Below are 24,217 nucleotides of genomic sequence, written 5' to 3' on the forward strand. Positions count from 1 at the left end.
TCACTCCAGTGGGTTCGTTCCGAGCACATTCAGCACGACGAGCGTTGCGACGGCGATTCCAACCAGAATAACAGCCACGGGGAATGCGTTCTCCAATCCAAGTGTCGTAAACGAGACCCAGATCTGTACGGGCATCGTCCGTGGGTAGTACGCGAGCATGATCGTTGCCCCGAACTCGCCGATCGCACGAGCGAACGCGAGCGTAATACCGGCGAGGATTCCTGGCCAGGCAAGCGGCAGTGTGACCCGGCGAAACGTCGTCAGTCGGCTCTTTCCGAGCGACTGCGAGGCATACTCGAGGCTCCGGTCGACGCTCTCGAAGGCTGCTTTCGCCGTGACGACGACGAATGGGGAGGCGACGAACGTCTGTGCCAGCACGATTCCGACGACTGATCGGGTCAGTTGGAGGCCGTTTGCTGCTGCCAGTCCCCCGAGGAACGTGTTCGGGCCCACGACCGTGAGCAACACCATGCCGCTGACGATCGGCGGAAGCACGAGCGGCAGTACGACGACGGCGGTGACGACCGTTTTCACTCGTCCGTCAGTGCGGGCAAGCCAGTAAGCGAGTGGGAGTCCGAATAGCGACGCGATGGCCGCACTCGTGACCGATGCCGTCAGTGATGTGGTCGCGGCTGAGACGACAGCAGGTCTGGTCAATCGCTGGATGACGACCCCTGGTGGCTGACTGAGAACGAGCGCGAGGAGTGGAACGAGATAGTAACAGAGCAGCACCGCTCCGAGGAGGAACGCGACTGTCAGCCAGTCGAACCGCCCGGCAGCAACGTCAGTTCGTGACTTCGTCGGGAGCATTGCCTGTGAAACGTGGATAATCGTCCGGAACAACGAACCCAAACTCGTTCAGATACTCGCCCGTTATGTGTTCCGTGAACACATCAACAGCGGCTGGAGATTGGTTGCGAATCGTTGCGCCATAACTGATGAGTCCACCGCTGACGACCGTTCCGCTCGGGAGTTCGTAGGTCGCCGATTCGTAGGTGTCTGTATAGCTCGGCTCACTGAGATCGATTTCCGCTGGGAGGTCGATATAGTCGTATCCGCGCTCGACAGCCATGTTTCGATACGCAATGGCGGCATCAACTGACCCCGTTTCAAACTGGCTAATGAGCTGTGTTTCGGGATAAATCTGGTCTGTCCGTGGAATCGCGTCTCGGAGATTCGTGTCCGTTCCGTAGTGTTCAGTCGCGAGCTCGAGCATGAACAGCGCTCGATAGCCGAGTGGGTCGAGATCCGGGTCGGTTCTTCCGATCGTGATGTCTCCGTTCAAGAGCGGTTGATACCAATTCTCCGTTCCTGCGTCGGCGAGCTGTTTGCCACCGTCCGTATTGGGATTATACGCGATGACGACCGAATTGGTCGCAAATTCGGCAAACCAGTCCGGCTGCAGTGGTGAATCGAAGAGGGCGATATCCGCAACCGAGACGAGATCGGGATCTTTCTGTCCCGCTGCGATGAGCCGAGCGACCTCGGCGGAGCCGTGTGCTTCTATCTGAACCGTTGCATCTACACTCGGTCGCAATCCGTTTTCGAGTGCATTGTTCAAGCTTCCCGCGGCGAGCATCGAGACGGTCACTGACTGTCCGTCGGTCCCGTGGAGTGTGTCGGAACAACCAGCGACTCCCGAGAGTGCGACAGCGGTAGCCGAGAGAACCGAGCGTCGGCGACTCCGCAGTCCGTCACCAGCCATATCACAACAACTAGTGTTTGATCAATAAGCTTATCTCAAACACACCTGTTTGACTTTATATGGCTGCAACCGAGGGGACAATATTGACGGACCGACAGGTGGAGGTGCTCGGGCTCCGTGAAAGCGGTCATACCCAGCAGGAAGTCGCCGATAAACTGGGAACGACCGCGTCGAACGTGAGTGCCATCGAACGAGCCGCAGAAGCGAACGTCAAGAAGGCACGTCGGACGCTCGAGCTTGCCCGGACACTACGCGCGCCAGTGCAATTTACTGTTCCAGCTGGAACGTCGTTTGATGAGCTTGTTACTCAGGTATACGCCCGCGGCGACGAAGCTGGTATCAAAATCGCATACTGCCGACCAGAGCTCTACACACATCTCTACGGGACGCTCGAAGCGGTCACTGACGCCAATCAACTCACCGAAACGGCCACGCTCGGTCTGACGAAAGATGGAGAGGTGAAGGTGTATACAGATGATGGAGATTCCGGTAAACAAAATGATCAACTGCGCACATAAGAGAGATTGGTCTGACCGTTGGTTTCCATTGTGCGAAAGAGAGGAAAGTGATGCACAACGCTTTCGTGAGCAGCAACGATGGGCGCTCACGTTGACCTCCTCCACGCCCTGAAGGACGTGGAATCCGACCATCGGATTTCCGCCGAGTGTAGCGTTCGAGGTACCAACCCGCACTCGAGGGGAACCGGCAGCATACCGGAGGAACTCTCGTTTCCGCCCCTGTATAGGGCTGTGGCCCGGTCAATGAGGTCGGTCGAGAGGCATTGCCTCTCGTGATCACGAAAATCTCCGATTTTCGAACGACCCCATCGGAATCCATGTCATCGCCGTGCGAACCACTGCTGGTTCGCCACCCCTTGTGGTTCGGGGACGGCATCTCACCGATTCCGTAGCACTCCGTGTTACACGAGGCCACAGCAAAACGGTTGCGGTGGGAAATCCGGCAGCCACCGTCCGTGGTTCGTGGCCGGTGTGTCCGCTCACCCCCTCCTGTTCGCTCCTCGGTTCCGACAAGCGTCGGAACACTCGTCGCTCACGGGAAGACGGGGGTATGCGCTCGTCTCTCTATCAGAACAGTTGGGGCTGAGCAACTCGAGTAAGGCATCCTCAACATACTTCACGATCTGTATAGTCGATGTTGCACGCTTTCTGAGAAGGAAATAGTATATAGAATTTTCAGTAGATGACCAGAGACCGCGTTGGACCACTCGTGAAACACGATGTGCAAGCTATGTGCATCGAGGCGAAACGATTATACATTTGTGTGCAGAATCTGCACATAGAATGAGCGCGAGTGATGACCCCCGTCGAGTCCACTTTCAGTCCCCAAAGTACCTCGTCGAACGACTCGACGCGATCGCGGACCTCTTCGACAAGGATCGGACGGATCTCCTCGTCGAAGCCATCCGTGAATATCTCGCAGACACCGCCGAGGACGAGACGTTTCAGGAACTAGTGGCAACGAAATACTACGACGACCAACTCGAATTCGAGACGGTCAAACAGCTCGTTGGTGCTGAGACCGCCCAACGGCTCCGTCTTTTGAAGGCCGATCTCGAGGACGAACCGCTCGATCTCGCTGCACCCGACGACGACATCGATATCTACGGTCCCGACGCGACGGCGGGTGATACCGACGCTAGTCAGCGATGAGCAGGCCGCGTCTGCGGACGGTTGTCGCGGATACGAGTGCGCTTGTCAGTCTCGCTGTCCCCCGTGCTGATGCTGACTACGACACTGACACGGCTCCGGACCCCCTCCAGTATCTCCTCACCTCGTGTGCAGTGTCCGTACCGCCAGAAGTCATCACAGAGCTCCGTGATATCACCCAGTATCAAGACGTTCACAGCGCTGCAGCGACCAACGTCCTGGCGGCCCGCGACCATTACACGGTTGAGGATCCGTATCAGCAAGCCGATACACCCGAGTCACGACCGACGTTCGGTCTTGATGATGGCGAAACCGACGGAATCGTTCTCGCAAACGCGCTCGATGTCGATGGATTTCTCACCGACGAATTCGGTGGGACGAATTTCGCGCTCATTCATGCCGTACTGCAAGGTCCGCGTATCGTCCCGACACCACGGCTGATCTATGACTACGCCCGGAACGAGCATATGACTCACGAGGAAGCATGGACACTCATCATGACGATCAGCCCACATCGAAGCTGGGAAAACAGCCCCTACGTCGCACAATTGCTCAGTCTTTTGGAGTAGTTCATGTTTCGTTCCCGTCAGTTCGTCCCGGCACTCCTCGAGGCAGACATGAAGGTCGTGTCACTCGACAGTCGAGCGAGTCAGTCCATATCCGGTTTGACGAGGATTTTGACGTGATCGCTTTCGGGATCGATAAGCCGCTCGAACCCGTTGGCGACGATCTCATCGAGGCCAATTCGGCTGGTGATGAACGGCTCCGGGTCGAGGCGGCCGTCGGCAAGCATCTCGATTACCATTCCGTACTCTTCGTCGGATCGCGGGCCACCGAGATAGGCGAGCGTTCCGGTCACGGTCCGTTCGCCGAGGACAAGGGTATTCAGATGCGTATTCACTTCTTCTTCCCAGATACTTACGATGGTTGTACGGCCGCTTGGTGCCGTGCTTTCGATGGCTGCGTTAAACGAGGGTTCGACGCCCGCGACCTCGAACGTGATGTCGGCACCGCCGTCCGTGTGCGAGTGGATATACTCGACGGGGTCGGTCGTCGATGGATCGACGAGTTCCGTCGCACCACAGTCCGCTGCGCGGTCGCGCCTGGCGTCGCGCGGTTCGGAGACGAAAATCGTTCCCGCACCGGCCACGCGAGCACACTGGATGACCGCCAGGCCAATGGGTCCACTCCCGAATACGGCAACAGCATCGCCTGCCTGAAGTCCGGAGCGGCGGACTGCGTGCAGTCCCACGCTCAGTGGCTCGACTAGCGCGCCGTGTTCGACGGGAACGTCCTCCCCGAGCGGGACGGCGTGTTCTGCATCGACGACTGCGCTTTCGGCGAATCCACCGCTCCCGCCGGACAAGCCGATAAATCCAATCGACTCACAGATGTGGTAGTTCCCCTCTCGGCACTGCCGGCACTCACCGCAGGAGAGGATGGGATTAACTGCGACGGCGTCACCGACGGCCAGGTCCGTCACGGACTCGCCGACCTCCGCGATGGTGCCACTGTACTCGTGACCCATCCTGATCGGAGCTGCCTCCCCAGAGACGGGGTGGGGGTCGTCCTCCGGAACGAAAATCGGACCAGCGGTGTATTCGTGGAGATCCGACCCACAGATGCCACAGGAATCGACGTCGATTCGGACCTCGTCCGCACCGACCGCTCCCGCTTCTACCTCTTCGACACGAATGTCTTTCTGTCCGTGATATGTTGCTGCTTGCATAGCAACATATAATTACATTCAAGCACAATTAAATCCCTACTCACGGCGGTTGATAGATTGTCGTCCTGATCCGTACGAGCCAACAGCGCAACTGAACGTCACTGCAGACCCGATCGCATAGCTATCATGCAGCTATCATGCAATCGGTGTCTCATACGAACTACTGGAAGTCATTTCCGGCATACCCACATGACAGGCCGCGGGTGCGCCGGGAAACAGTGACAGCAGAATCACTCATTTCACTTGTGACGCAGTTGATCACGGTACAGCGCCGTTGAAACACCCAATTTGTGATAGTTCTCAGAAACCGTACTGAATACACAGCGCATATACCGCCGTATTCGAGGCGATGGGCGAGTCCGACACCAGAAACGAGTTAGTGACCACCAGATGCGAGGTGGAGACCGACGATACCGACGACAATTACGCCGATAAACGTAATCCGGGGAAGGCTGGCTGGTTCGTCGAAGAGGAAAATTCCAAGCGAAGCGGTTCCAACGGCTCCAATACCGGTCCAAACCGCGTACGCCGTGCCGACAGGGAGGTCGTTGACGGCCTGCGCGAGCAGGAGCATACTGATGACAAGGGCGATGGCGGTTCCAAGCGTGGGCACTGGTCTTGAGAGCCCGTCAGAGTATTGAAGTCCAATTGCCCAGCCGATTTCGAACAATCCCGCGATGATCAGGATGTACCACGACATTTCACCGCCGATCTACTCATGCAATCGGGCTATAGGTTCTGCTATCCGCCTGTTTCTGGCAGACTATTGTACGGAACTAGAAACAGTGATAGCAGACCGTCTCAGTCGTTTGCCGGCTGGCGTTGGTCTCCGAAGATCCGCTCTAGATCCTCGTCGTCGTAGTTGACCAGCAGGCGGTCCTCGTCTTTGAACGTCCGCAGCACAATGTTCGTCGTCGAGTTGTCCACGCCCTCGGTCTGGATGATCTCCTCCATCAGTTTCTGGAGATGCTCGTGATCGCGAACGCGCGATAACACGTAGAACGACATCTCACCGAGCATGAAGAAGACTCGCTGAACGCCCGAGAGACCGGCAATCTTCTCAGCAACCTCCTCGTACCCGGGACCGTCGTAATCGGCGTTGATCTCGGTGATCGCCGTCAATTCGAGGCCGAGTTTCTGGGGGTCGAGTTGGGCTATCTCTCCTTTCACGATGTCCTTCTCCCGATAGTTCTCCATGCGATAGTAAATCGTAGAGGTACTGACGTCGAGTTCCTCGCTTAGTTCGTCGACGTCGATATCCCCGTTTTCGTCAAGCCGGCGGAGAATCTGGAAGTCCACCTCGTCGAGCGCTACCTTCGGCATCGATTGGTTGTTGGCATTCATCTCGTTAATATGTTAGGTTCGTTCCGATCGTCGCGGAATTTGATTGGAAGACTCCCAACCGGATCGCGTATACGATCACTGTCGGACCGCATCAGCGTCGATCACCGGACGGTCCGTGCGCATCGGGTTCCGTTCATGCTCGGCCGCGACGACGCCGGGATCGAGTGTGACAGCGGCCTGTCCGGGGCCGGTTCCCAGCTCGACGACCGTCGCCCCATCCGGTTCGATCACCGTGCTGTGTCCACAGAACGTGGTCCCGGCCTCCGTGCCGGCGCGGTTGCAGCCAATCACGTACGCGCCCTGTTCGACTGCACGCGCGGGCAACAGCGTGTGCCAGTCGCGTTCCATCCGGATCGTCCAGGCGGCGATATTGATCACGACGTCACACTCGGCACGCGCAAGCGCCAGACTCGCAGCGGGAAAGTTCAGATCGTAACAGATCTGGATACCGACCCGACCGAACGGTGCGTCGACGACGGTGTACGCATCACCGGCCGTGTAGTGTGTGGCCTCGTCGTTCCAGAGGTGGCGCTTGTCGTAGCGTGCACGCACAGTACCGTCGGCGTCGAGCCAGACCGCACAATTGTAGACATCGTCGCCGTCCTGGACAGGCATCCCGAACAGCACCGCGGTCCCAGCGTCGGACGCAGCCGCACTTAGCGCCTCGGTCGTCGGACCCGGAATGGGTTCCGCGACGTCGTGGAGGTCCTCGAAGACGTGATACCCTGTCGTTGCGAGTTCCGGGAACACGACCAGCTCCGCGTCGGCGGCGGCGATCGCCTCTGCCATCCGGTCGAGCGTTCCGTCATCTGCCGGGCCGAGCGTGCTGTCGAACTGGACCACACTGGCTGTGAATCGCTTCATCGTCCCTCGAACTCCGGTTCCCGGTCCTCCTGGAAGGCAGCGACCGCCTCCTCGTGGTCAGCCGTCTGTGAACAGATCCGCTGTGCGCGAGTGGCATCCTCGAGTGCGCACTCGAGGTCCACATCGAAGCTCTCGTTGACGAGCCGCTTGCTCTGGGCAAGTGCGATCGGTGGACGGCCGGCAAGTTGGTCTGCAAATGCTGCGGCCGCGTCGAGTAGCTCGTCCGCGGGGACCTGTTCGCGTGCGAGGTCCCACTCGACGATTTCCTCACCGGCGAGTTTCCGGCCGGTGAAGATGAGTTCCTTCGCGCGTGCCTCGCCGATCAGTCGCGGCAAGAGGAACGCACCGCCGTCGCCGGGGACGAACCCGACGTCGATGAACGTCTCACCGATGACGCCCTCGTCGCTGACGATACGGAAGTCACAGGCGAGTGCCGTATCACAGCCGGCACCGAGCGCGTAGCCGTTGACCGCCGCGATGACGGCCGTGTCGATTCCGCGGATCGTTCGGACGACGTTCTGGAACAGCCCCAATCCCGTCTCGTACTCTGCGAAATCCATCTCCGGGGTCAGGGGCATGTCGTTCAGATCCACGCCGGCACAGAACGCGTCACCAGCGCCCGTGAGAACGATCGCACGGATCTCGTCTCGCTCGTCTAAGCGCTCGAACGCTTCAACTGCCCCTCGAAGCAGGGGTTCGTTGTACGCGTTCATCGCATCGGGCCGGTCGTAGGTGACGCGAGCGACGTGGTCGTTGGTCTGTTCGACGTGCAGTGGTGCGTCGATTTCAATCATCGGTCGTACCTCGCGAAATGGGTGCTTCGCCGTCGACTCGGGCAGTGCCATCCGACTCGAGCGTAATCGCGGCATCGACGACTTCGACGCCATCGTCGGTAGCGAAGACTGGATTTAGGTCCAGTTCGGACACCGACGGATTGGCTTCGACGAATTCGGAGACTGCGACCAGCAGGTCGACGACCGCGTCGCGGTCTACGGGTTGGTTCCCGCGTGCGCCGTCGAGCAACTCTTGAGCGTCGATATCCTCGAGCAGCCATCGAGCGTCGGTTTCGGTAAGCGGCAGTGCCCGGAACGCGACGTCTTCCAGTACCTCGACGAAGACACCGCCGAGGCCACACATGACCACGGGGCCGAATTGGTCGTCGTCGACGACGCCGACGATGAGTTCGACGCCAGCGTCGGCCATCGGTGAGACGAGCACGCCGTCTATCTGTGCGCCGGGATCGTAGTCGCGGGCCGCCGCGAGCAGGTCGTCGTAGGTGTCGCTGGCCGCCTCAGTTGACACCTCGAGTGCGACGCCGCCAGCCTCCGACTTGTGGACGATGTCGGGCGAGACGATCTTCATTGCGACCGGCCCGTCGACTGACGCTGCGGCGTCCCGTGCGTCGCCCGAGCTCGTCGCGAGTTCGAACGGCGTGATCGGGAGATCGGCCTCCAACAGCGCTTGCTTGGACTCGAACTCCGAGAGCTGCGTCCGACCGCTGGCGAGCGCATCGCTGATCGTCTCGGCCGTGTCAGTCGTCCCGGTAAGCCGGAAGTCGCTGCTCTCGGTGGCGGCTGCGACGCGCTCGCCGTACGTTGCCATGGCCTCGAGGCTCGCTGTCGCGACATCGAGCGATTCGACGACCGGAATCCCGTTTTCACGCAGGACTGCGTGCGGGTCCGTGTCGAATCCTTCGTAGGCGCTTTGGACGACGAGCGGTTTCTCGTGTTCGGCCGCGAGGTCGGCCAGATCGTCTGCCGCCTCGATCTCGACATCGGTGTACTGTTCGGCAAAGCGGATGCCATAGCCCCCGAAGAGGCCGGAAAGCATGAGCGCGTCCACGTTCGGATCGGCGATGATGGCTTCCGCGCAGTCGACGAACACGGACTGATCCTCGTCCGTGCCGCCTGCAACGTCCACTGGATTGACGACGCTGGCCGCGTCCGGGAGGACGTCTTGGAGTTTGTCCTGTGCCTCATCCGTGAGTTGCGGGATGGCAAGTCCGCGTTCGGCGAGGGCGTCCGCTGCGAGCGTGGCATGGCCGCCGCCGTCCGCAAGGATCGCGACATTCTCGCCGTCGGCGCTGGGAAGCGACGAGAGTGCGTTCGCGACCGACAGGAGTTCGTCCGAGCGCTCGACGCTGACGACGCCCGCCTGTTCGAGAACAGCATCGGTCACCGCGGCGTCGCCGGCCAGCGATCCGGTGTGCGAGGAGGCCGAGCGCTTGCCGACGTCAGACCGCCCGCTTTTCAGGACAACGATCGGCGTGTCCGTGGTTACGTCGCGGGCCTGCTCGAGGAAGGCCCGGCCGTCGCTCATGCCCTCGACGTAGCAGACGATCGCATCGGTTTCGGGGTCGTCGTCGAAGAAAGGCAGGTATTCGTGGAACTGGAGATCGGCCTCGTTCCCGACGCCGACGTAGTGGCTGAAGCCGACGCCCTCTCGGGTGGCGGCCTCGGTGAACAGCGAGATCGCCATGTTCCCGCTCTGACAGAGCAGCGCGAGGTTTCCCTCGGGGACCGTGTCCGCGCCGACGAGGTTCAGGCCCTGGTGGACGTTGATCATCCCGGAGGTGTTCGGACCGATCAGTCTGACCCCGTGCTCGCGCGCGAGAGAGACGATCTCATCTTCGAGTTGCTGGCCGTCTTCGCCGGCTTCTCCGAATCCGACGGCGATGACTACCGCGCCCGCCAAATCGGTGTCCGCACAGTCCTCGAGGATCTGCGGGACGACCGGTGCCGGGGTAACGATGAGCGCGAGGTCGACGCGGCCAGGGATTGCGGAGACGGTCGGGTAGACCTCGAGGCCACGGATCTCGTCAGCGGAGGGGTTGACCGGATATATCTCGCCCTCGTAACCGCCTTCCTGAAGCGTCTCAATGGCTTGATAGCCCCGTTTCGTCTCGTCGGTGGACGCGCCGACGATGGCGACCGAGTCGGGGTCCATAATTCGGTCGATGTCAGTCGAACAGTCCGACACAGTTAGACCCCCTCGAACGACGGCTCGCGGTCCTCGGCGAACGCGTCGACACCCTCTTGCCAGTCGTCGGTTGCCATACAGGCCAGTAGCGCTTCGGCCTCGGCTGTCAGCATGTCGTCACGCGTTGCCTGGCCGACACGCCCGAACTGTTCTTTGGCGAACTCCATCGGAATCGGGGCGTTCCCCGCAAGATCCTCGGCCAATTCGTCGACGGCGTCCTCGAGTTCCCCGTCGGGGTGTGCGCTCGTCACGACGCCTTCGTCGGCTGCTTCTACACCGGTCAGCGACGCCGCCGAGAGGACGAGTTCCTTCGCACGGGCCTGTCCGACGCGCGCAGCTAACGTGTAGGAGACACCGCCGCCGATGTACGTTCCGATCGACACTTCCGGGAATCGGATCTCCGCGTCCTCGCCCATGAGCACGAAATCAGCACTCAGTGCGAGTTCAGCACCCGCACCGATAGCGTATCCCTGAACCTTCGCGATCACCGGTTGCGGGTGCGTCTGGACTGCTTTGGCGGCCTCCTGTGCCTGCCAGACGTATTCACGGCGTTCCTTCTGGGTGCGCTCGGCCTCGTCGTGGTTCTCCATGTCCGCACCCACACAGAAGGCCCGCCCTTCACCCTCGAGGACGACGACGCGCGCATCGTCGTCGGCTGCTCGCTCGAGGCCGTCGCAGATTCCCTCGTATAACGCAGGCGTCACTGCGTTGAGACTATCGGGTCGATTCAGCCGGACGCGTGCGACGTCCCCATCACGTTCATACCGCGTTGGTTCCTCCGCCACCGTGTCTGTGGTAGTCATGGTCAATCGACTACGTAGACACATATCAGTTATACACATAAATCTTTGCTCGCTCCTAATTATAGGGATCAAATTCAGAATTCTCACAAAATAATGGTACTTTTCTGGGAAAGACTATTATACTATTGTGTAATAGAAACTCACGGCAATGACACACAAAGGCATGGCGGATCGACGGGACGTACTGGCAACAGCAGGTGTTGGGACACTGACGGCACTCGCGGGCTGTGCATCGGTGCTCAGTGGCAGTTCGGGCAGCAAACTTCGGTTCCTCGGGTTCGGTGGGAACACACAGGAGACCCAGATGTCCGTGTTCGACAGCTGGGATTCGGAGATGACCGTCGAGGGGACGTCGGCTGGCGGAACGACGGAGATGATCTCGCTGATCAAGCAAAACCCTGGCTCGTTCGACGTCGTCGCGCTCAACGACACCGGGATGGCACGCGCCCAGCAGGAAGACATCCTCGAGCCGATCGATCTCTCGCAGGTTCCGAACTACGAGAAGAATATCAAGGAGTCGGCGCGGACGCTGTCGTTCAACATGAACGGCGAGGACACCATGGGTCTCATCCGCGAGAACGGCGCGACGGGCTTTGCCTACAATACGGACAAGGTCGACGGCGAACTCACGTCATGGGACGCACTTCTTGACCCCGCATACGAGGGGAAAGTATCGCTCATCGATCGAACGATCGACCGGCTCTCGAACGCGGCGGCCGCAGCGGGACTCAATATCAATGAGGTCCCAGATGACGAAGACAAAACGGACACGATGTTCCAGCGGGCGCGTGAGGAGAATGGAAACGTCTTCGCCTACTGGGGCGACGGCGCGACGTCAATTCGCTACCTCCGACAAGAGAACGCCTGGATCTGTGAGGCATGGGGCGGCCGCGTGCTCGCACTGCAGAACGAGGGCTACGACAACATTGAGTACGTCATCCCAGAGGAGGGTGCGATGGGGTGGTCCGACAACCTCGCGCTCGTCAAAGGATCGGAAAACAAAGAGGCTGCCCACGAGTTGCTCAATCATACCTACCAGCGAGAGAACCTCCTGTCTCTCTCAGAGGGTATGAATTACACCGTTCAGGTCAAGAACCCGCCGAGTTCGATGCAGGAACTCCCCGATTACGCGCCTGCGGAGGATCTGGCCTTCCGCGACTGGGATGCGGTACTGCCGAAAGAAGACGAGTGGACCCAGCGACTCGACAGCATCAAACAGAACTAACCGCCAATGCTCGAAGTAGATACCTTCACGAAGTACTACGGGGAGCTCTGCGCCGTCGAGGATCTCTCCTTCCGAATCGAGGAAGGGGAGTTCGTCACGTTGCTCGGCCCCTCCGGCTGTGGGAAGTCGACGACGTTACACGCGATCGCTGGTCTCGTCGAACCGACCGATGGGCGCATCCGCCTGCGCGGGACGGACGTGACGGACCTCCCACCCGAGAAGCGCAACATCGGGATGGCGTTCCAATCGACGGCGCTGTTTCCTCACATGACCGTCCGGGAAAACATCGCCTACGGGCTGAAGATGCATGGCTACTCCGCGGCCGACGTCGAAGACCGCGTCGAGGAGTCACTCGAGCTCGTCGATATGCCCGACCACGGCGATCACAAGCCGGGCGAACTCTCCGGTGGGCAACAACAGCGCGTCTCGCTGGCTCGCTCGCTCGCCTACGAACCAGACATCCTCCTGCTCGACGAACCCCTCACGGGGCTCGATCGAGTCCTTCGTGAAGAGATGCGCGGCTGGCTCAATCGCATCCAACGCGAGGTCAACGTCACGACGCTGTACGTCACCCACGACCAGGAGGATGCGCTGTCGATGTCGGACAAGGTCGTCGTCCTCAACGACGGCCAGGCCCAGCAGATCGACAGCCCTGAGCGGATCTACGAGTCGCCAGCTAATCCGTTCGTCGCGGAGTTCGTCGGCAAATCGACACAGTTCAACGGCACCGTCACCCACGAGAACGGGCAGGCCGTCGTCTACAACGACGAAAAACGGATCACGCTCCCCGACTCGAGCATCGACGACGACCAGTCCGTCTCGCTGTACGTCCGGCCGGAAGACATCGAGGTGAGCCCGGAGCCGACGGGGGCCGAAAACGAGTTCTGCGGGATCGTAACCGATATCGCGAACCTCGGGAACCGCGCGGAACTCTCGGCCACACTCGAAGATGGCTCGACGGCGCTTGCACACACCACGCGGTTTCCGGATATCGATGTCGACGACGATATCTTCCTCAGATTCCCAGCCGAGCGGGTGATCGTCCTATGAGCGTCCAACGGGGCGGTCTGGGGAGAGTAACGCACATTATCGGTGAAGGGCTCGAGGGGCGGATCGCCAATCGACATCTGGCACTGTTCGGGCTCGGATTCGTCGGCCTGTTTTTCGTCTTGCCGATCCTGTTGTTGGTCCCGGAGAGTCTGAACCTCGGGTCGACGACGCCGTTCGAATCCTACCGGCGTGTCCTGAACGGCATCTACGTGGACGCGTTCGTTCGATCGTTCCTCTATGGATTCGTGACGACCGCTGTTACGCTCGCGTTGGCGTACATGCTGTCGTACTTCCTCGCGTTTAGCACCGAGCGCGTCCGCACAGCGATGATTCTCATCATCGTCCCACTGTGGATCGCGTACATCGTCCGCTACTTCGGCATCCTGCTGTTCCTGTCACCGGCCGGTCCCCTGGCCGACTTGACTGGGTTCGAGACGGACCTGCTGTTTACCACCCCAGCCGTCGTTATCGGCCTCGCGAACGTCTACCTGCCGTTCGCTGTGTTGCCGATCTACAACTCCTTGAACGCCATCGATGAGGAACTGGTCAACGCTTCGCGTGTACTCGGTGCCGGGAAGTGGCGGACGATAACCAAGGTCATCTTCCCACTGAGCCTGCCAGGACTGGTTGCTGCCGGTCTCATCGTGTTCATCCTTGCGGCCGGCTCGTTCCTCGGTCCGGCTGTGCTTGGCGGCCCGAAACAGACCATGATCGCGAACGTCATCGCACAGGCGTTCCTGGACAACTTCAACATCCAGTTCGCCTCCGCACTGGCGATCGTGTACACCGTCTTGCTCGTCGGACTCCTGTTGGTGTTCAACACGCTGTTCGATCTTCAGGAGGTGCTTGGGAACATATGAGTACACGTACGACAGCACGGCTCGAGGGAGTCACGTTCCGGGCGCTCATCACGCTCGTATTCGCCTTCCTCCTGTTGCCGGTCCTGATCGTCATCCTGACATCGTTCACGCCACAGAATTTCCCGGCGATTCCACAGGAGGGGTTCTCGCTCAAGTGGTACCAGGAACTGCTGGCTGACCAGCGACTACTCAACGCGCTCACGGTGAGCCTGATCGTCTCGACGGTATCGGCGATCCTGTCTGCCATCATCGGGACGATCGCCGCTATCGGCTTCGTTCGCGGGGAGTTCCCCTACAAAGAACAGATATCGACGGTCATGCTCCTCCCGATGATCATCTCGCCCGTCATCACGGGAATCGCGCTCGTCCGCTATTTCAGCACCATCCAGCTTCCGTCGGGCTTTCCGGCGCTCATCCTCGGCCACACGGTGCTGTCGCTTCCGTACGTCTTCTTGCTGGTGCGTTCGGAGTTGCTCACCTACGACCGGGACCTCGAGCGCGCATCGCGCGTTCTCGGTGCGGATCCCGCTACCACGTTCCGGCACGTGACTGGCCCCATCATCTCGCCAGCCATCCTCGCTGGCGCGTTCATCGCGTTCGTCGTCTCGTTCGGCGAGTTCACGGCAACGCAGTTTCTCATCTCGCCGGGCACCAGCACCGTTCCGGTCGTCATCTACACGATGCTCCGAACAGGGCTGACCCCGACGATCAACGCACTCTCGGTCGTGCTCATCGTCGTCATGCTCGTCCTCGCACTCGCTAGCCGAAAGCTCTCGTCTACGTAATTCGTATCCTCCTCGATGGTCGTTGGTTCCCCGGCAGTGTTCAAATGCGGATTGGTAAGTAAGGTGTTACGTTTTCTGAGACGGGCTGCTGTCCCGCTGTCCCGGTGGGCTCGCGGTGTGGGGTACGGTCCCGCCGGAACTGACTGACAGGAGTCCGTATGGATGGTAATTAGGCGTCGGAACGATCCGCAGCCGACTGCGTGTCGTGTGCCTCCTCGACGCGCGCGGCGTGTTTCTCGAGGTCCGCCGCAAGCGTCCGAGCTTGTTCGGGCGTCAACTCGAGGGCTTCCATATGCGCGGGCAGGTGGGCTTCGGTCATGTTGTCCAGTTCGAACTGCAACCGGACGCAGTCGGGGTCGTCTCGATTCGCTGTTGCGTTCACGACGGCTAGCGATTCCGTCTCGAAGTCGTGGCCCGTCACGACGGCGTCGACGAGATCGAGAGTCGTGTACGCGTTGACTTTCATTAGCCGGTCAGCCATGTTAGTCGTCCGATGGAATCGGTGTCCCGTCGGCTCGTGCCGGAGCAGGACTTGCCTCGAGGTCGTCGTCCTCGGCGTAGGGATACCAGGTGCGCTTCGTATTGTGCAGGTACGGATCATCGTAATCCGTCTCTTCTGGCTCGATGAGATCGGCCAGTTCCTCGTCGTCTCGCTCGAGGACGAACTCTCGGAAACTCTCCGAGCCGTCGCGGGCAGCCGCGAAGTTCTCGAGCAAGTTCGCGATCGCACCGGGGACTTCGTCCGCCGGGACGCGTTCGGCGACCCAGGAGGCGAACTGTGGGTCCTCTCCGAGTCCGCCGCCGAGCCCGATATCGAGGGCTTCGACCGGTTCGCCGTTCTTGCGCGTTTTCATCCCTCGCAGGGAAACGTCGGCGATCTGAGGCTGGGCACACGAGGCCGTACAGCCAGACAGGTGAATGTGGAAGTCCTCCACGCCGTCCGGCAGATCGACGTTCTCCTTGAGCCAGCGGGCGTAGCGCACCTGCCGATTCTTCGTTTCGACGATCGAAAGCGAGCAGAACTCGGTGCCCGTACAGGCGATCGAGCCGCGCTGGAACGGATGCGGATCGGGGCTGTACTCCTCGAACACGGATTCTGCGAGCAGCGCGTCGAGGTTCTCGTCAGGAACGTCCGTGAGGATGATGTTCTGACGCTGCGTCAGCCGCACTTCACCGGAGGCGTACGCCTCGGCCGCATCGGCGATCTCGGAGGCGTCGTCGACGCCAATCCGGCCGACGAGGACGTTCAGTCCGACGTAGAAGTTCCCGTCTGCCTGTTCGTGGACGCCGACGTGGTCGTGTTTGCCGTCGGCGTCGCCCGCGTTGTACGAGTACGACTCACGGAGATCGTCGCCGGCCGTCTCGAGTTCGAAGTCGACGTAGTCTTCCTGCAGCGTCTCGCGGACCGTTTCGGGCCCCCAGTCGTCGACGAGGAACTTCATGCGAGCGTTGTAGCGGTTCTCGCGGTCACCGTGGTCGCGGAAGAGCGCGGAGAGTCCACCCGCGACGTCGACGGCCTGCTCTGGGGTGGCGAAGACATCGATGTTCCGGGCGAATCGCGGCTCGTTGCGCGAGAGGCCGCCGCCGACGCGGACGTTGTAGCCGGTCACCGTCTCCCCGTCGATCACCTTCTCGGCAGGTTCAAACGAGAGGTCGTTGATATCGCCCTGCCCACAGCCTTCGTCACAGCCCGTCACCGACACCTTCCACTTCCGCGGGAGATTCGAGTGTGCCTCGTTCTGCTTGAACGTCTCGTTGAGTTCGGTTGCCAGGGCACCCGCATCGACGTGCTCGTGTTTGTCCTTGCCGGCGACCGGGCAGCCGACGATGTTCCGCCAGGAGTCACCACACGCCTGCACCGTCGAGAGCCCGACGTCCTCGAGGCGCTCGAAGATTTCGGGGACGTCCTCGAGTCGGATCCAGTGGAGCTGGATCGCTTGCCGGGTGGTCACGTCGAGCCAGCCGTTGCCGAACTCGGGGTTTTTGGCGGGGCCGCGAGAGAACTCGTCGGCAAGTTCGACGATGCGCCGGAACTGGCCCGGCTCGAGGACGCCACTCGGCGGGCCGATCCGGAGCATGAAGTACGATTCTTGCCCGGCCCGCTGGTGGTATAAGCCGAACCATTTGAAGCGCTCGAACCAAGCGTCTCGCTCGTCTTCGGGAATCGACTCCCAGCCCTCCTCGGCGAAGCGCTCGATCTCGGCGCGTATTTCGGTTCCATAGAGTTCGTCCTTCCAGTGCTCGACGTCGGTAGGCATTACGACCGCATATGGAAGGTACACATAAGACACGTCGTCTGTCGTCAGTTCTCCCCGCGTCTCGGCGGTTCCGGTCGTCTTTGCCACCAGCGACTTACGGACGTTCGCCGTCGGGTTCGACGAGCCACTGGACGTCCTCGGGGTCGTATGGATAGAAGTCGTCGTTCACGATGCGGCCGACGGGAAGGCGCTCGATCGAATCACGCGTGCCACACTCGAGACACTGCCCGACTGCGTGGGCGACGACGATCGAGCCGTCGATGTCGACGTCGACGAACGCCTCGAGCAGGACGTACGCTGGAGAACAATCACAGAACGCGCCGGTAGTGAGCGACCAGACGTCGCTGACGCTCACCTGCCGACTATCGTTGATGCTGATCCACGCGCCGTCGTCGAGCGTTCGCAGGGCGATCGACATACGGGACGTTGGCCCACTGTCGCCCTTCGTCTATCGCCCCGTGCAAACCTTACCGACGTGCCGACGCCGTGTTCGCCGAAAACAGCATGACAGCAGCGGGTTCGAACCGTTTCGGCCGAACCCAGATATCGGAGAGAATAGCCGGTATAAGCGAGCACGCGACTCGTTCTGATCACCAGGTTGTGCTGGGGATGGAAGCGAGCATCTTCGATGTTTCATGGAGACGTACAGAAATCGCGCTCGCTTCGAGGACTGGGCGACTCGAGGGCTTACGACTTCGATGCAGTGGGGAAAAACTGCGCGCAGTTTGGACACCAGGCAGAGTTATCCGCTCGTAGTTTTTGTTTTCCACCGCAGGTGGAACACCGCGAGGCCGCATAACGAACCATACACCCCATCACGTGAGCACAATTATATCTTTGTCGTATTTGCTATTTCAACCGATAAAGATATGAAATTCAGCCACTGACGACGGTCAGAATTGGCGATACGTCAACGAGACTGATGTCCGCGATCTCGATTCGGTGACAACGAGCGAGAGAGGGATGTCCCGTGTGAGCGCGTGCTGTCGGCTCCTGTTATCCCTGACCGACCAGCGAGTCTTCCTCGTCCCACTCCTGCTCGCGCAGTTCGTACTTTTCGACTTTCCCAGTCGCCGTCGTCGGCAGTTGCTTGACGAACTCGACCCGGCGAACGACCTTATAGCTCGCGAGGTTCTCACGAGTGAAGTCGATGATCTCCTCGGCGGTCACACCGGGATCCGTTGGATCACCGTTGGCAGGCACGATAAACGCCTTCGGCGTCTCGCCCCACTGGTCGCTCGGCGACGGAATCACGGCAACCTCGGCGACCTCGGGATGTTCGTAGAGCGTGTCCTCGAGTTCGATACTCGAGATGTTCTCGCCGCCGGAGATGATGATGTCCTTCTTGCGGTCCTGGATCGCGATCATGCCGTTCTCGTCGACGGTGGCGAGATCGCCCATGTGGAACCAGCCCTCGAGACGGTCGTTGAACGCCCGTTCCGTCTCCTCGGGGTTCTCCCAGTAGCCTTCCATGATCTGGTTGCCACGGACGACGATCTCGCCGATCGTCGCGTCGTCCCACGGGACCTCGTTGCCGTCGTCGTCGACGACGCGAATCTCCGTGCCGAGCATCGGGATTCCCTGTCGCTTCTTGATGTCGTAGCGGGCCTGATCGTCCTCGAGGAAGCGATTGACCTCGGAGGTGGCGATGAGCGGGCCGGTCTCGGTCGCACCGTAGACGTGTGCCAGTTCCCAGCCAAACTCGTCTTCGACGGTTCGGATCGTCGATTCCGGCGGGGCGCTGCCAGCGGTCGCGACGCGAACGTCGTTGTCGCCCGTCGTCACCGGATCGTTCGTCTCGTGGTAATCGAGCAGCATGTTGAGCACGGTCGGTGCGGCACAGAAGTACGAGACGTCTTCCTCCTGAATCGTCTCGAACACGTCGGCCGCGTCGACGCCGCGCGTACAGACGTGCGTGCCGCCGATACCGGTGATCGAGAAGACGTGACCCCAGCCGTTGACGTGGAACATCGGCAGCGTCCACAGATAGACGTCGTCATCGCTGATGTCACGGTGGACGGACGAAGAGTAGGCGTGGATGGTCTCGCCGCGGTGGTTTCGCATGACGCCTTTCGGATCGCCCGTCGTCCCCGAGGTGTAGTTGATCGTGATGATGTCCTCTTCGTCCATCTCGGGCCGGTCGTACGTCGGCTCGGTGTCAGCGAGCACCTCGTCGAAGTCCTCCCAGTCACCGTCGACCTCGTCGGCGTTGGACGCGATGAACGTCTCGACCGGAACCTCGTCACGGACGGCCTCGACCTGATCGGCGTACTCGTGATCTACAATGATCGCGGTCACGTCGCAGTCGTTGAGCATGTACTCGAAGTCCGACGGGACAAGCCGGTAGTTTAGGGGCGTGTGAACAGCCCCGATCTGGGTGATCCCGTAGACGGACTCGAGGTGGTAGTGGGTGTTGGGCGCGAGCACGGCGACGCGGTCGCCTTTTTCGACCCCGCGGTCCTGCAGCGCCGCCGAGAGTCGGTCGGCTCGCTCGCCGAACTCGTCGTAGGTGAATCGATCGCCGTTCGCAGCAACGATGGCCTCTTCCTCGCCAAAATACGTTCGGGCACGGTCTAAAAACTGTGGGACGAGCAGTGGTCGATCCATATTCAATCGAGTGCTGGCGGTGGTTTAAAACTAACTCAATTCCCCGAATTTCGCAACAAATTAGGTATAATAATTCGTGATAGACTGAATCTGTTAGATGTGCGTGCGTGAGTATCCGGGACGTTCTCGGATACGTCGCAGCAACGCGTCTGGTAGTGGTTGGGACACGGAGTCGGATGGAGATTAGAAGCCGGAAGTCACAGGAGAGGGCGAGTAGTGTTGGGAGGGACACCGTCCTCACCCTCGAGTTGCGGCAAACGACTGTCCTCGTTGGCTGCCCTGGCAGCCATGATAGTTTATACCAAACACACTGTTGAATCTATCGCTACTTCGCAGTGAGTGGACCAACGGACACGATGAGCGATCGAAACGGCTGTCACAACTTGTTGTACTGCAGCGCCGTGAGCTGTCCCTGCCACGCGTGCATGTCGCCGTCCGGGAGGTGCCAGACGACCTCTCCCTCCGTCGGCACGCGAACACCGTTTCGCGTCTCGTAGTTTCGCCAGTAGCCGGACCAGGGTGTCGACTCGTAGCCATCCTCAACACGTCGATACCGATCAGCGTGGACGCGAGCTATCTCATCGTCTTCGGTAAACGAAAACGTGAGCGAAGCGGACACGGTCCCGTTTTCGATGGTCGCTTTCGCCGTCCGCTCATCGATCGACTCCCACTCGACCCCCGCTGTGGGAAGGAGCGCAGTCGGATACCACACCGCCTCGGCGAGGTACCGCATCAGTGCTGCTTCTTCCAGTTCCGGACTCGAGTCGCCCCTCTCGAGTGGGATGACACCGAACAGCGACACGCTCGCAGCCCCCGTCCAGTCGTGGAACCGGTCACGGACGCGAACCGAGACGAGCGGCGCAAGGCTGACTGACGCATCCCAGAGGAACCCTGGCGGATCGACAGTAACGTGCTGGGTCGCTGTAAACGGTTTCCACGACGATGTTGCATCGCCGGGGCGCAGTTTACCGGTCTGTTCGAGGCGGACCGAGTCGATGACTGGCTGTCCCTCCTGCAAGACGGTGTCGAAATATGTGCGGACGGGAGTGGGTAGTCCGTCAAGATCATCTTCGGTGACCACGCGCTCACGTCCCGTGGTCGCAGCCTGTCGAAGCTCGGCCACGCGCCGGGCCGTCTCACGCCGACGCCAGCCGATGCTGGCGAGAACGATGACGAGAAGCGCGATACCGATACCACCGACGCGTTCTCGAATGCGACCTGAGAACATAGCTATACGGTCACATCAGCGTCCGAAACCATATTCCGCTTGCTTGTTGCTGGTTCACTGCGAGGGGATCCCTTCGACGCAACTGTGAGTTACGATCGATGGCACTATCGTTGCTCGAGACCGCAGTGAACACGGCCGGTCTCGCCGTTAACCGATATACTGTGATTTCCATTCTTGTCGGTCCACGATCGCTTGCTCGCCGTCCGCTGTAATCGCATAGTAGTTCGTTCGCCTGTCGAGCTGTCCTTTCTCGACGAGGCCTTTGTTGACGAGGGTGTCGAGATTCGGGTACAGCCGGCCATGATTGATCTCGCTACTGTAGTATTCCTCAACCTCTTCTTTGATGTCCTGTCCAGACGGTCGCTCGAACCCAGCGATCACGTACAGCAGGTCTCGTTGAAATCCTGTGAGGTCATCCATGTCACAGGCGTTCAGCTGATTCAATATTTGTTATCCAACACGTACACCACTGTAAGGTGGCGCAACTGGCCGTCTCTTTATTTGTCATGCTGAAATCGAGCGGGACACTCCACAGCGGCCGAAATCGATCACTGAGGAATAGTCTCCTCGTATTTTATTCGCCGTCACATTTCGCTCGACATTCGGTGACTTTCTCCAATGTTTCAAATATACTGAAGGTAGCTAGCGATGCACGACAACACGACCACAGGTCTATGCTAGGATCATACCGATCACGCCAACTTGCACGAATTGGCTTACTGATTCTCATCGCACTCGTTACGGGGACACGTGTGAGTAGCTACGAGCCCAGTCCGTGGGGATGGGTCGCAGTATTCGCTGTCGTGACCGGTCTCATTTTTGGTCCGATCACGTGGCTTATTCGTGATCGTGTTTCCAAAGAACAGCGCGAACGTCTCAGTTACGTTGTAACTGGGATCGTGCTCCTCTGTGTCCCACTCGTCATTGGCCTTGGATTCGTTGTTGAGGGACTCCTCTTTTTCATCGACGTCGGCATACTTGGCAGCGTTATCGGTCTTGCAGTCACGTTTCTCGTCGAGCGGACAGTGATCCCCGAACGGTTTGGTGGCACCGCTCAGTAACCTGCCTCGAGGTCATTGTATTCGAGAACGGGGGTCTACCGGGACATCGGGACAGCAGACCGTATCAAGAATTCTGGGGATGTCTTTAGGCGCGAGAGAAGGTCAGTTCGTTGTGTCCCGTTCCCATCGCTGGATAACCTCGACGACGGGTTCTTCATCACCGATCTGTCCAATCTTTTGTTCGAGGTCAGTCGCTCGGAGCACTCGAGCGACTTGCGGGTCAGCGCCTGCGACACGGAGATCGATCTCTCGTTTCTGTAAGTCGTTGTGGAGGTCCTCGAGCATCTCTGCTGCGGTGACATCGATCGACGGCGACGAGATGAGATCGAACACGACGAGAGAGGGCACTGTCTCTTCGGCGTCGACCCGATCCAGAAGATCGTCACGGATGGTGGTCGCATTTGCGTAGAACAGCGGTGCGTCGACTCGATACACGAAGGCACCCTGTACTGGTTTGGCTTCGGGGTGGCGCTTCCGTTCAACAAAGTTATCAGTTCCTGGGACGCGTCCAAGAACAGCGGTGACCGGCGCAGAAACGTGTGCAATGACGTTCAGGAGGGAGAGAACGACGCCGATGAGCACACCCCAGAGCATCCCGAAGGCGAGCACGGCCACCAACACTGCCACGGCGATGGCGAACTCGGACGGACTGACTGTGTAGAGACGACGCAGTCCCGAGAGGTCGATGAGGCTCGTGACGGCAACGATGACGACGGCCGCGAGAACTGCTTCGGGGAGGTTCGTGAAGATCTCCGTCAGAAACACCAAGACGACCACGAGCGCGCCCGCAACGATCGCACTGGTGACCTGTGTTTTCCCACCGACCGCGTCGTTCAGCGCCGAGCGGGACATACTTCCACCGACGGCAAACCCACCACCGAGACCAGCGGCGAGGTTGGCGACGCCGGTCGAGAGGAGTTCCTGATTCGCGTCGATCTCGTAGTCGTTCTCTCGAGCAAACGTCTCGATCGCACCGATTCCCTGAACATACGAGAGCAAGAACAAGGCCCCGGCGATCGGGATGAGTGACCGGATTGTCGATAAGGATGGCACTGCGGGAATTGTCAACGCTGGGAGGCCACTCGGAATCTGTCCTACGATGGCGACCCCCTGCTGTTGGAGGTCAGTGACCGTGAGGAGGAGAATCGACGCCAGGACGACGATCAGAGCCGTTGGAAGGCGTGGAAATCGCCACTCTCCAAGTGCGAGGACGGCAATAGCGGCGACACCGAGAAGCAGCGTCGGGAGGTTCGTCGCACCCAGATGCGTTCCGATGTAGGCGAGTCGCTCGAAGAAGACACCGCTTGCGCCGTCGATGCCAAACAGTGGCCCGATCTGGGTCGACATGATGTACAATGCTGCCCCCGTTGAGAAGCCAGTGAGGACTGAATCGGAAATGAAATGAACGAGGAATCCGAGCTGGAAGAGCCAGGCGACGACGGCAAAGACGCCGACGAGGACCGTTGTCCAGAAAACGAGCCCGACGTAGGCGGCCGTTCCACCGGTCGCGACCGACCCGACGCTTGCCGCCAGCAGGATCGCCAGTGCTGACGTCGGTCCGAATATCACTTGTCTCGAGGTGCCGAAGAACACGTACGCAGCGGTTGCCAGCAACCCGGCATACAGCCCCGTCACCGGCGGCATATTCGCCAGCGATGCATATGCTAGCCCTTCAGGGATCACCGACGCCGTGACCGTGATCCCAGCGAGTACGTCACGTCGAAGCCACGAGGGATTATAGTTCGGTAGCCACTCGATGAGAGGAACCATCGAGTCGAGTGCCGACTCGAGACGGTCGCCGAACGAATCGGCCATCGTGATAAATTCAGGTCGGCTACTATTTAGCCTTCACCGGCAAGTGCTACACGATACAAGTGGGGGGGTAGCGGTTACACGCGATGTGATAGCGTTGCAGGTGTCGGCTTTACTACCAGCGACGGTGTGTGGATAGGTATGACTGATGATGACCCACGATGTACGGCGAATTCGCGATCTGTTCACGACGTTCACCGACGCAGATTCATGGCCCTCGGCGCGGCCGCAACACTCGGA

General features: G+C 60.0%; 24 protein-coding genes. 8 read left to right on the forward strand and 16 right to left on the reverse strand.

What is annotated here, in order from left to right:
* Complete coding sequence (locus BDK88_RS18730; protein WP_130501673.1) at positions 1-810, reverse strand: ABC transporter permease; 810 nt, start codon at positions 808-810, stop codon at positions 1-3.
* A complete protein-coding gene (locus BDK88_RS18735; RefSeq protein ID WP_130501674.1) occupies positions 785-1,705 on the reverse strand; it encodes an extracellular solute-binding protein in 921 nt (306 codons plus the stop codon). Before BDK88_RS18735 ends, BDK88_RS18730 begins: the two co-directional genes overlap by 26 nt.
* Positions 1,706-1,764: 59 nt before the next feature.
* Between BDK88_RS18735 and BDK88_RS18740 the strand changes: the two genes are divergently transcribed.
* The 3 genes from BDK88_RS18740 (at position 1,765) to BDK88_RS18750 (ending at position 3,941) form a co-directional block, all read left to right on the forward strand.
* Positions 1,765-2,223: a Tfx family DNA-binding protein gene (locus BDK88_RS18740; protein WP_130501675.1), complete on the forward strand. Its 459-nt coding sequence runs from the start codon at positions 1,765-1,767 to the stop codon at positions 2,221-2,223.
* 783 nt (positions 2,224-3,006) lie between these two features.
* Complete coding sequence (locus tag BDK88_RS18745) at positions 3,007-3,375, forward strand: hypothetical protein (protein ID WP_130501676.1); 369 nt, start codon at positions 3,007-3,009, stop codon at positions 3,373-3,375.
* Positions 3,372-3,941, forward strand: a complete 570-nt coding sequence (locus BDK88_RS18750) for a hypothetical protein (RefSeq protein WP_130501677.1) — start codon at positions 3,372-3,374, stop codon at positions 3,939-3,941. Before BDK88_RS18745 ends, BDK88_RS18750 begins: the two co-directional genes overlap by 4 nt.
* Before the next feature lie 80 nt (positions 3,942-4,021).
* Here the strand turns inward: BDK88_RS18750 and BDK88_RS18755 are convergent, their stop codons facing one another.
* The 7 genes from BDK88_RS18755 to BDK88_RS18785 all read right to left on the reverse strand — a co-directional run bounded on the left by BDK88_RS18755 (position 4,022) and on the right by BDK88_RS18785 (position 11,091).
* Complete coding sequence (locus BDK88_RS18755) at positions 4,022-5,101, reverse strand: 2,3-butanediol dehydrogenase (protein ID WP_130501678.1); 1,080 nt, start codon at positions 5,099-5,101, stop codon at positions 4,022-4,024.
* 376 nt (positions 5,102-5,477) lie between these two features.
* Positions 5,478-5,801 (reverse strand): quaternary ammonium compound efflux SMR transporter SugE, encoded by a 324-nt coding sequence (gene sugE, locus BDK88_RS18760; protein WP_130501679.1) that lies wholly within the window; start codon positions 5,799-5,801, stop codon positions 5,478-5,480.
* A 101-nt stretch (positions 5,802-5,902) separates the two neighbouring features.
* Complete coding sequence (locus tag BDK88_RS18765; RefSeq protein ID WP_049911976.1) at positions 5,903-6,424, reverse strand: Lrp/AsnC family transcriptional regulator; 522 nt, start codon at positions 6,422-6,424, stop codon at positions 5,903-5,905.
* A 96-nt stretch (positions 6,425-6,520) separates the two neighbouring features.
* Positions 6,521-7,309: a carbon-nitrogen hydrolase family protein gene (locus BDK88_RS18770; protein ID WP_130501680.1), complete on the reverse strand. Its 789-nt coding sequence runs from the start codon at positions 7,307-7,309 to the stop codon at positions 6,521-6,523.
* Entirely contained in the window at positions 7,306-8,103 is a 798-nt protein-coding gene (locus BDK88_RS18775; protein WP_242611721.1) for an enoyl-CoA hydratase/isomerase family protein, read from the reverse strand. The genes BDK88_RS18770 and BDK88_RS18775 overlap by 4 nt, the downstream gene beginning before the upstream one ends.
* A complete protein-coding gene (locus tag BDK88_RS18780) occupies positions 8,096-10,255 on the reverse strand; it encodes an acetate--CoA ligase family protein (RefSeq protein ID WP_242611722.1) in 2,160 nt (719 codons plus the stop codon). Before BDK88_RS18780 ends, BDK88_RS18775 begins: the two co-directional genes overlap by 8 nt.
* Positions 10,256-10,290: 35 nt before the next feature.
* A complete protein-coding gene (locus tag BDK88_RS18785) occupies positions 10,291-11,091 on the reverse strand; it encodes an enoyl-CoA hydratase/isomerase family protein (protein WP_242611723.1) in 801 nt (266 codons plus the stop codon).
* A 148-nt stretch (positions 11,092-11,239) separates the two neighbouring features.
* On the opposite strand from BDK88_RS18785, the gene BDK88_RS18790 reads away from it, so the two are divergent.
* Genes BDK88_RS18790 through BDK88_RS18805 form a run of 4 tightly spaced genes read left to right on the forward strand, consistent with a single transcriptional unit; the run spans position 11,240 to position 15,011 of the window.
* Entirely contained in the window at positions 11,240-12,316 is a 1,077-nt protein-coding gene (locus BDK88_RS18790) for an ABC transporter substrate-binding protein (RefSeq protein WP_130501683.1), read from the forward strand.
* 6 nt (positions 12,317-12,322) lie between these two features.
* Complete coding sequence (locus tag BDK88_RS18795) at positions 12,323-13,366, forward strand: ABC transporter ATP-binding protein (RefSeq protein ID WP_130501684.1); 1,044 nt, start codon at positions 12,323-12,325, stop codon at positions 13,364-13,366.
* Positions 13,363-14,226 carry an ABC transporter permease gene (locus tag BDK88_RS18800; protein ID WP_130501685.1) on the forward strand — a complete coding sequence of 288 codons (864 nt, stop codon included), beginning with the start codon at positions 13,363-13,365 and terminating at the stop codon, positions 14,224-14,226. The genes BDK88_RS18795 and BDK88_RS18800 overlap by 4 nt, the downstream gene beginning before the upstream one ends.
* On the forward strand, positions 14,223-15,011 hold the full coding sequence (locus BDK88_RS18805; RefSeq protein WP_130501686.1) for an ABC transporter permease: 789 nt from the start codon (positions 14,223-14,225) through the stop codon (positions 15,009-15,011). Before BDK88_RS18800 ends, BDK88_RS18805 begins: the two co-directional genes overlap by 4 nt.
* Before the next feature lie 169 nt (positions 15,012-15,180).
* On the opposite strand, the gene BDK88_RS18810 is transcribed toward BDK88_RS18805, so the two are convergent.
* The 6 genes from BDK88_RS18810 to BDK88_RS18835 form a co-directional block, all read right to left on the reverse strand.
* Complete coding sequence (locus BDK88_RS18810) at positions 15,181-15,492, reverse strand: DUF6360 family protein (protein WP_008014609.1); 312 nt, start codon at positions 15,490-15,492, stop codon at positions 15,181-15,183.
* A 1-nt stretch (position 15,493) separates the two neighbouring features.
* The gene (locus tag BDK88_RS18815; protein WP_130501687.1) at positions 15,494-17,269 is read right to left on the reverse strand and encodes a nitrite/sulfite reductase; all 1,776 of its coding nucleotides are present in this window, start codon (positions 17,267-17,269) and stop codon (positions 15,494-15,496) included.
* Between the two features lie 94 nt (positions 17,270-17,363).
* Positions 17,364-17,687: a hypothetical protein gene (locus BDK88_RS18820; RefSeq protein WP_130501688.1), complete on the reverse strand. Its 324-nt coding sequence runs from the start codon at positions 17,685-17,687 to the stop codon at positions 17,364-17,366.
* A 578-nt stretch (positions 17,688-18,265) separates the two neighbouring features.
* Positions 18,266-19,876, reverse strand: a complete 1,611-nt coding sequence (locus BDK88_RS18825) for a long-chain-fatty-acid--CoA ligase (RefSeq protein WP_130501689.1) — start codon at positions 19,874-19,876, stop codon at positions 18,266-18,268.
* Positions 19,877-20,252: 376 nt separating this feature from the next.
* Positions 20,253-21,104, reverse strand: a complete 852-nt coding sequence (locus BDK88_RS18830) for a DUF6544 family protein (protein WP_130501690.1) — start codon at positions 21,102-21,104, stop codon at positions 20,253-20,255.
* Between the two features lie 147 nt (positions 21,105-21,251).
* Positions 21,252-21,524 (reverse strand): PadR family transcriptional regulator, encoded by a 273-nt coding sequence (locus BDK88_RS18835; protein WP_130501691.1) that lies wholly within the window; start codon positions 21,522-21,524, stop codon positions 21,252-21,254.
* Between the two features lie 332 nt (positions 21,525-21,856).
* Here BDK88_RS18835 and BDK88_RS18840 point away from each other — a divergent pair, with 332 nt between their 5' ends.
* Complete coding sequence (locus tag BDK88_RS18840; protein ID WP_130501692.1) at positions 21,857-22,165, forward strand: hypothetical protein; 309 nt, start codon at positions 21,857-21,859, stop codon at positions 22,163-22,165.
* Positions 22,166-22,267: 102 nt separating this feature from the next.
* Here the strand turns inward: BDK88_RS18840 and BDK88_RS18845 are convergent, their stop codons facing one another.
* Positions 22,268-23,980, reverse strand: coding sequence for a SulP family inorganic anion transporter (locus BDK88_RS18845; RefSeq protein WP_130501693.1), 1,713 nt, complete (start codon positions 23,978-23,980; stop codon positions 22,268-22,270).
* Positions 23,981-24,217 lie beyond the last annotated feature (237 nt).

It is taken from the genome of Natrinema hispanicum (assembly GCF_004217335.1).
Classification (GTDB): Archaea; Halobacteriota; Halobacteria; order Halobacteriales; family Natrialbaceae; genus Natrinema; species Natrinema hispanicum.